The 6,236-nt window shown below is 46.2% G+C and carries 9 protein-coding genes and 1 other RNA gene; all 10 read right to left on the bottom strand.

The window, feature by feature from the left end; genetic code table 11:
• Nucleotides 1–190 precede the first annotated feature (190 nt).
• The 10 genes from B9N78_RS17775 to B9N78_RS17730 all read right to left on the bottom strand — a co-directional run bounded on the left by B9N78_RS17775 (nucleotide 191) and on the right by B9N78_RS17730 (nucleotide 6,220).
• The gene (locus tag B9N78_RS17775) at nucleotides 191–619 is read right to left on the bottom strand and encodes a helix-turn-helix domain-containing protein (RefSeq protein ID WP_085104802.1); all 429 of its coding nucleotides are present in this window, start codon (nucleotides 617–619) and stop codon (nucleotides 191–193) included.
• A complete protein-coding gene (locus B9N78_RS17770) occupies nucleotides 616–1,029 on the bottom strand; it encodes a hypothetical protein (RefSeq protein WP_085104800.1) in 414 nt (137 codons plus the stop codon). The genes B9N78_RS17775 and B9N78_RS17770 overlap by 4 nt, the downstream gene beginning before the upstream one ends.
• An 8-nt stretch (nucleotides 1,030–1,037) precedes the next feature.
• The gene (locus B9N78_RS17765) at nucleotides 1,038–1,352 is read right to left on the bottom strand and encodes a hypothetical protein (protein WP_085104798.1); all 315 of its coding nucleotides are present in this window, start codon (nucleotides 1,350–1,352) and stop codon (nucleotides 1,038–1,040) included.
• A 2-nt stretch (nucleotides 1,353–1,354) separates the two neighbouring features.
• Entirely contained in the window at nucleotides 1,355–1,834 is a 480-nt protein-coding gene (locus B9N78_RS17760; RefSeq protein ID WP_085104797.1) for a regulatory protein GemA, read from the bottom strand.
• 12 nt (nucleotides 1,835–1,846) lie between these two features.
• Nucleotides 1,847–1,911, bottom strand: an RNA gene (locus B9N78_RS17755) — hammerhead ribozyme type II.
• A gap of 1 nt (nucleotide 1,912) precedes the next feature.
• On the bottom strand, nucleotides 1,913–2,521 hold the full coding sequence (locus tag B9N78_RS17750; RefSeq protein WP_170921467.1) for a DUF3164 family protein: 609 nt from the start codon (nucleotides 2,519–2,521) through the stop codon (nucleotides 1,913–1,915).
• 10 nt (nucleotides 2,522–2,531) lie between these two features.
• Entirely contained in the window at nucleotides 2,532–2,789 is a 258-nt protein-coding gene (locus B9N78_RS17745; protein WP_085104793.1) for a hypothetical protein, read from the bottom strand.
• Entirely contained in the window at nucleotides 2,786–3,397 is a 612-nt protein-coding gene (locus B9N78_RS17740; protein ID WP_085104791.1) for a hypothetical protein, read from the bottom strand. Before B9N78_RS17740 ends, B9N78_RS17745 begins: the two co-directional genes overlap by 4 nt.
• Nucleotides 3,397–4,101 (bottom strand): AAA family ATPase, encoded by a 705-nt coding sequence (locus B9N78_RS17735; protein WP_085104789.1) that lies wholly within the window; start codon nucleotides 4,099–4,101, stop codon nucleotides 3,397–3,399. The genes B9N78_RS17740 and B9N78_RS17735 overlap by 1 nt, the downstream gene beginning before the upstream one ends.
• Nucleotides 4,102–4,117: 16 nt before the next feature.
• Nucleotides 4,118–6,220 carry a Mu transposase C-terminal domain-containing protein gene (locus B9N78_RS17730; RefSeq protein ID WP_085104787.1) on the bottom strand — a complete coding sequence of 701 codons (2,103 nt, stop codon included), beginning with the start codon at nucleotides 6,218–6,220 and terminating at the stop codon, nucleotides 4,118–4,120.
• Between the last annotated feature and the right edge of the window lie 16 nt (nucleotides 6,221–6,236).

Here is a 6,236-nt window from a genome sequence, read left to right as displayed (position 1 = left end):
CAGCAATGGCTGGAAGTCACCTGCTGAATTTGAAACCAACTGTCAGGAAAATATTTTTGTGGCTTAACTCACTGTCCAGAAAAGTGTGGCAGGATAACTTTTAAGATAAACGGAATCCGGTAAAAAAGTAAACAATAAAATGTATATCATTTTAATATTGAAATATAATCTTTAACCGACCTTTTTTATCTTAAATCTCAACCTTTTCCATCTGCTCCCTAACACTCTCCGCAGTAACTCTAAAAGGCAATTCAATATGCCGATTCAGCTTACCTTCTTCCGCCATTTTATATACAGTTCTAGGCTTAACATTCAAACAAAATGCAGCCTCATCAGCCCTTAACAGATGCTTGCGACTCACCATTTCATAAGGAGATAAATCATACTTCTTTTCTGACTTGATGGTCGGCAGCACAATCTGAAACCCTTCAATACTTTTAGGCGTGCAACGCTCATTGCAACCCAAACAATGCAGAATAGGCCAGTTGCAGACCCAGTAAGCACGAGCTGGGTTGGAACACCCGAGGCGTTCATAAACGTCTTGCTCAATAACTCCGTTGTACTGATCAAATCCATCAGCCAGCATTTTACGTAATGTGCGGCAAAGCGTGCTGTTCATAATTTATCCTCTTGTTTATCGCAAAGATAAAACTTTGAAAAACCGTATCCTCGAACCCATACACGCCATCTTTTATCAGGCCCTAAAATTGGATCACTGCCGATCATGCCTCGAGTCCAACCGTTTGGCCCTTTGACAGATATATGCTGTCGTGCGCGAAAAGCCGGTTTCGGCTCCGGCTTGGCCATTTCCAGATTAAGATGGCTTATTATTAATTCACTGAGCTGCTCAGGACTCAAAAAACTGTATTTCTCGCCGTCTTCACAATGCCAAATCCTATCTATACGGACTCGGTAAAATCCTTTTTTGCCTCCGGCTGTTTGCCATTGTTCAGAAGGGAAAATTTCGATCTTCTGCCCTGTATCCTGCTCTGTGTGGCATAAAATATGTGCTATTTTTTTCTGTTCCATCGGGACACTCAACTTGAGAAAATTTGTAATACTGCCGAGGCTTGGGCTTTAAACATTTTGTCACATTTATCACAGGGCACGGTTACTGCGCATCGTCTACAGGCTTCGGTTTTAATGGCCTGGAACACGTCTTCGCTTTTGTCCTGATCAGCTAGGGCCTGTTTTATGCGTTTAATCTGTCCGGCCATGTTTCCGGGGTAATTTCCGTTCAGGACCATGTAGACAGTTGAGCGGTTAAGCTGTGGACTTCTGCGGCAGAACTTATGTACCGTGCCGTATTTATCAACTATGGCCTGTCTCAGCCCGTCTAGCTCCTGCCCCATGTTTATGACTGCGGGGTAGGATCAATGCCGCGCTTCTGGCAGCGGGTAACCATGTCATTAATGAGCACTTGCATGTGGCCTTGCTTCCTGATCCACTGGAACCGCTCGACACCGAACTGAGTTTTGCAACGGGTATCAAGCCCGGACAGTTTCCAGCCAAGCATCTTGGCCAGAGCCAGCGCATACCGTTTTTGCGGTCCAAGCGGATCACGAACATCTAGCTTGATAAACTCGCCCTGATAACCTTTGCCTTTTTGCTGTGTAGGCGTTGGTTTGGCCGTCTTGGACGGGGTAGGCTTCCAGCCATATTTTTCAATATAGAGATTGAGCAGGTCTGCAAGCTGAGCAATAGATAGTTTTGTTGAGCTGCTTTTGCCAAAACGAGAACTAAGCAGTGCCCGATATGCTTCATCGTCTATACCAAGCTGCTTACGGGCAATTGCCGCTTTTTGAATAAGCTGTTTTTTGCGGTCGTATGTCATTTTGTAATCCCTATTCGGCTGCTCATCAGGCCGAAGCCGCCACGCTCCGGCGACAGCCCCGCAGGGCTGTTTCGCATTTTATACTGCCGCTATATCAAGCGGGATAGCTTGCCATTTACTTTCAATTCCTGTGCGATGGTAGAAGCGGATGTACTTTTTGCTACACAACACGCTTAAGGAATCTCTGACGGCCTTCATGGCCCGTTGCCAACGGTCATCATTAATCTCAAACTTGAGTAGAGACATGACTTTATATGTACTTATGTTACCCTCTTTATCGACATCAAAGGCGGCATTAACAATGGTCTTAACTTCTGTCCTGCCATCCTTTGTCCAGTCGATTAAACACACGTCAATGAGTGACTTTGCAACCTGCAACCGCTCGTCAAAAGTGACTGATTCGTTTACGGCAATTGCAACTTTCTTTTTGCCATCATACGAAGTGATTTGAGCATTACCTTTCTTGCCACCGACTTTTGCGTCATACTTCTCAAAGGCCATTTCCATGAGAGCATAAAAGTCTCCCATTGTTTCCGTCTTAAAATCTTTGATTTCCTGCTGTACCTGAAACGCCCGTTCCAAAATGGTATTCACCGTTTCATCTTTTAATTTGTCGTATTCAGATACATGCTCAATACGTACAAGACGGCCCATACTGTCTTCCATGTATCCTTCTGGCACTGTCATTTCTCCCATCTTAATTCTCCATCCTTGCGCCAAGCTCCGCCGCGATCTGGCCCGAGTCTATTGGTGGTGAAAACAAACTGACTGGAATATGCTGCTCAATTTCTTCCATGTGCAAAGCGCAGCCTTCCAAATTGTTTATAATCACCTTCAGTTTATTAAATTTCTCTTCCGGCATCCCTTGAGAAAGACAACGCAATTCAAAAACACAATGCCTAACTTTTGAGCCAACCGGACTTGCTGCTGGTTCAGCTTTTTTACAAGTGTTCATGCTACCTCCTGATTGTTTTCAAACCGATCCAAAATGGCTCGGCAGTTTTTGATTATTTTGTTTTGTGTTGCTGGAGCGTATGGGTCTCCAAGCATAAAAAGTTTTATAAGCTCACAAGCAGCTTTTTTCTCAGATTCAAAGGGATTATGCGGCTTACGTGGCATCAATGGGGTTTCATCAGTTTGCTGGGCTTTCGCAGTGGCTCTATACAGAATGATGTTTTTATCCCGGCCATGCTGTTTGATGTATTCATTGCCAACCAAAAAACGAAACCATTTACAGATGTGAGAATATGTAGCCCCGGATCTTCGCGCGATGTCATGGGTTGAAAAACCGGGCTTTGCTGCTTTAATAGCTCGCCAAGCAGCTTTTAATATCAGGGCATCCTTACCTGTTAGGGCATTCTCGTTGTATGAATATTCCCCGCGACCTTTCCGTATTAATTCACCCGATTTGCATAGGTCCTTGCAGCGGCCACGGATCAGATTGCGTAGCTTTTCAGTATCCACACTTAATGCTTCATAAATCATGGCATACGAAAATATCCGGCCGCCACTTCCAAGAGTCCGGCAAAGGTCTCGTAGAGCCTCCATACTAATCTCGCTCATCACCGCCTCCAGCTGAGTGTTTTGTGTGATACATCCGCAACCATTTTAACATTGACCATGTCAGTTTCACGGGCCTTTGCTGCTTTTTCCAGTCCTGAAAGAATAGTCCATACAAGCCTGAAATCACCGTCAGCTTTTTTAACAATCAGAGAACACGCTGCGGCTTCTATATCCAGTCCGGCCGCATCAGAGGCCAAAATCGCTACGTCTTCCTCAGCGACTGGGGCAAAGTCTACAACCTGCTTTACACGGCTCCATATGCGGCGACGTTCACCCAGAAGGCCATGCAGTTCACGCTCACCGATAAGCACAATGGGTGATCCTGTTTCGTCATGGATATCGCGCAAGTCTTCCACTCTATCTATGTGCAGACGATCAGCTTCATCGATAAAAAAGGTTTGAGGTTCATCCCCTAAGCGTTCGATTATTTTGCTTTTACAAGCCGCCGCTGACCGAGCCGGTGCAAGGTTCATTTTTCCGGCTAGAGCTTGCATAAATGAGTTCTGAGTCCAGCCCTGCATTACACGCAGAAATATTCCGCCGTTACGGGCCTGATATGTTAGGGTCGTTTCTGTTTTACCTCGCCCGGCCTGACCGTAGACCAGAGCAAACCCTTGTTCCCCGTTGTCTACGCTTTCCAGTGTGCCTATGGCGTTCTGAAACCGTGTAACGTTTGAGGTCTCAATGAAAACATCACGTTTCATCGTTTAAGCTCCTGTTTTAATTAGTTGCCTGTTTCCGGGCATAAAATTTCTTGCGCTGCTCACACCGGGCCGCAATATACTGATATTCATCGGTAGTTTCGTAATAGCCCATCCATTCCTGATCGGGTTCACGTAAAGTGATTCCTTTCTGGTATGAAATGGTGAAAAGGTATTCATACTTGTCTTGTTCACTTAAAATGTCGGATTTCTCAGCCGGAGGCGTATATGCCGGAGCGTTCTTTTGAGCCTCAAGAGCTTTAGCCTTTACAGCTTCAATGGAAGTAACCTTGGCTTGAGTAAGAGGCTTAATCTCGGTGACAGTGTTGGAAGTTTCTTTTTTAACTTCCAGCTCTTTCATGCGCTGCGCCTGATCATACATTGCGGATTCAAGCACCGTTTTTGTGTAGCTGGCTGCATCTTTTTCTTGTTGTTTTCTGAAAGTTACAGCCTTTTTAAATTCGTTCTGGTGGGTTTCATCACCTAGCAAATTAGCGGCAGGATGAATTTTTGCAGTTTTGGATGCGGTGCAAAGGTATTCGCCGTCACGGTAGACCATGATCTGGCTGAGGTCGTGCATGTCGTATCTGACCTGAACTTCATGAGTGCGGCTGTAAAGTTCCGGTGCATAATAACGTTCTCCGAAAAGCCGGATGCCTTCACGTGTGATTTTGCGGACCTTTTTAACCATCATCAGGTGGCGCAATTCTCGTTCATCAATTCCGGGGCCGCGTCCTGCAAGCATCAGTTCGGCGGGGCATTTTCCCTTAAGGTGTCCACGCTGAGGGCGGTTGATATATTCATCAATCCAGCGTGCAACGGCTACGTGTGTTTCTTCCATTGTCAGAGGGCGTCCGCCCACGGCTTCATATGCTTTGCGGTGCATAGCTTCACCACGATTCAGGCGCGGAGGCTTGGCGTCAATGCAGTTACCAACGTATGACGGTACCCATTGTTCTAAGTCATGGAGAGTCCCGAAGAACCGTTCAATGGTCTTGCTTTGACCATGATATGGCCATGCGAAAATAGTGTTTATTCCGAGTTCTTTAAACAGGCCACCGACTCCGGTTTGACGAAAATCAACACCGTTGAAATATTGACTCCTGAATGCGCGGCCGTTGTCGAGGTATGCGATTTTTGGGAACATGCCGAGAGTTAAACAGGCACGGCGGAAAGAGGCGGCAATTGACTGAGTGTCTTCTGTAGGCATGATCTCCCAGCCTAACGGGCAATTAGAGGCCATGTCGTACCACATAACCAGTTCCATACGCTGACCTTTGCCAGTCCACGGATTCAGAGTTTCAAAGTTCAGAACGTGGCCGTCAGCTATCATGATGTCACCGACTTCAATCAAGCTGTAATCGCGTTCAATGAAAAATGCGGCTTTGTCGTTCCAAGCTTTCTTGCCTTCTCTGGTGTACACCCAGTCACCGAAATTTGTTTCCTTCCATGACTCCAGTTTGCGGCGCATGGTTTTGTCACAAGGCACATCTGTTATTCCAGATGCTTGCATAATGGCAGTGGCTGTCCGCATCGCGCTTGATATGGTAGGATTGTTAGGAGAAAGGACCGCCCGCAATAAAATATCCATATGCTCATCTGTCATTACAGAACGCTGACGGTTTTGTTCCCCGCGCTGATCTGCCAGCACGACAACTGTTTTATTATTGCGAAGTTGAACCTTCCAGCGTTCAATCGTCTGCCAAGAAATTTTTGATCCTAAAGTCTCTAATAATCGGGGCCATGCACCACCCTTATATGCGAGGATGAAATCAGTTCTGGCTTCGGCTTTCGAACCTCTTTTGGCTTGCGATAACCAATCTGTGTAGAGCTGTAGAAGGTCCGCCTTGGCCAGAGCTTTGGTACGTTTGTTGTCGTTTAGGTCAGCAAGGGATGGCCCCGTGGTGGGGATTGATGAAACGTTACAAGTGTTAGTTGCTTCGTGCCGCAAAATTGCGGTTTTAACTGATTCAGGAAGACTATCGAAAGCATACTCTTTACCACCGCCTTTGCCGGAGCGAGCACGAGAGGCCCAGCTTTCGCGCTTGGCTCTGCGTGTAACAGTCATAACCGTTACGTCTATGCTGTCTGCTATTTCTGCGGTGGTGTAGAATTTGTTCATGATGTCTTCTTGCTAG

The sequence above is a fragment of the Desulfovibrio gilichinskyi genome (genome assembly GCF_900177375.1).
GTDB lineage: Bacteria > Desulfobacterota > Desulfovibrionia > Desulfovibrionales > Desulfovibrionaceae > Maridesulfovibrio > Maridesulfovibrio gilichinskyi.
This window is presented reverse-complemented; position numbering and strand designations above follow the sequence as displayed.

What these genes read in the sequence shown, in the direction of transcription:
- B9N78_RS17770 (WP_085104800.1), bottom strand. Translation starts at nt 1,029, where the DNA reads ATGGAACAGAAAAAAATAGCACATATTTTATGCCACACAGAGCAGGAT.
- B9N78_RS17730 (WP_085104787.1), bottom strand. Translation starts at nt 6,220, where the DNA reads ATGAACAAATTCTACACCACCGCAGAAATAGCAGACAGCATAGACGTA.
- B9N78_RS17740 (WP_085104791.1), bottom strand. Translation starts at nt 3,397, where the DNA reads ATGAGCGAGATTAGTATGGAGGCTCTACGAGACCTTTGCCGGACTCTT.
- B9N78_RS17760 (WP_085104797.1), bottom strand. Translation starts at nt 1,834, where the DNA reads ATGACATACGACCGCAAAAAACAGCTTATTCAAAAAGCGGCAATTGCC.
- B9N78_RS17765 (WP_085104798.1), bottom strand. Translation starts at nt 1,352, where the DNA reads ATGGGGCAGGAGCTAGACGGGCTGAGACAGGCCATAGTTGATAAATAC.
- B9N78_RS17745 (WP_085104793.1), bottom strand. Translation starts at nt 2,789, where the DNA reads ATGAACACTTGTAAAAAAGCTGAACCAGCAGCAAGTCCGGTTGGCTCA.
- B9N78_RS17735 (WP_085104789.1), bottom strand. Translation starts at nt 4,101, where the DNA reads ATGAAACGTGATGTTTTCATTGAGACCTCAAACGTTACACGGTTTCAG.
- B9N78_RS17750 (WP_170921467.1), bottom strand. Translation starts at nt 2,521, where the DNA reads ATGACAGTGCCAGAAGGATACATGGAAGACAGTATGGGCCGTCTTGTA.
- B9N78_RS17775 (WP_085104802.1), bottom strand. Translation starts at nt 619, where the DNA reads ATGAACAGCACGCTTTGCCGCACATTACGTAAAATGCTGGCTGATGGA.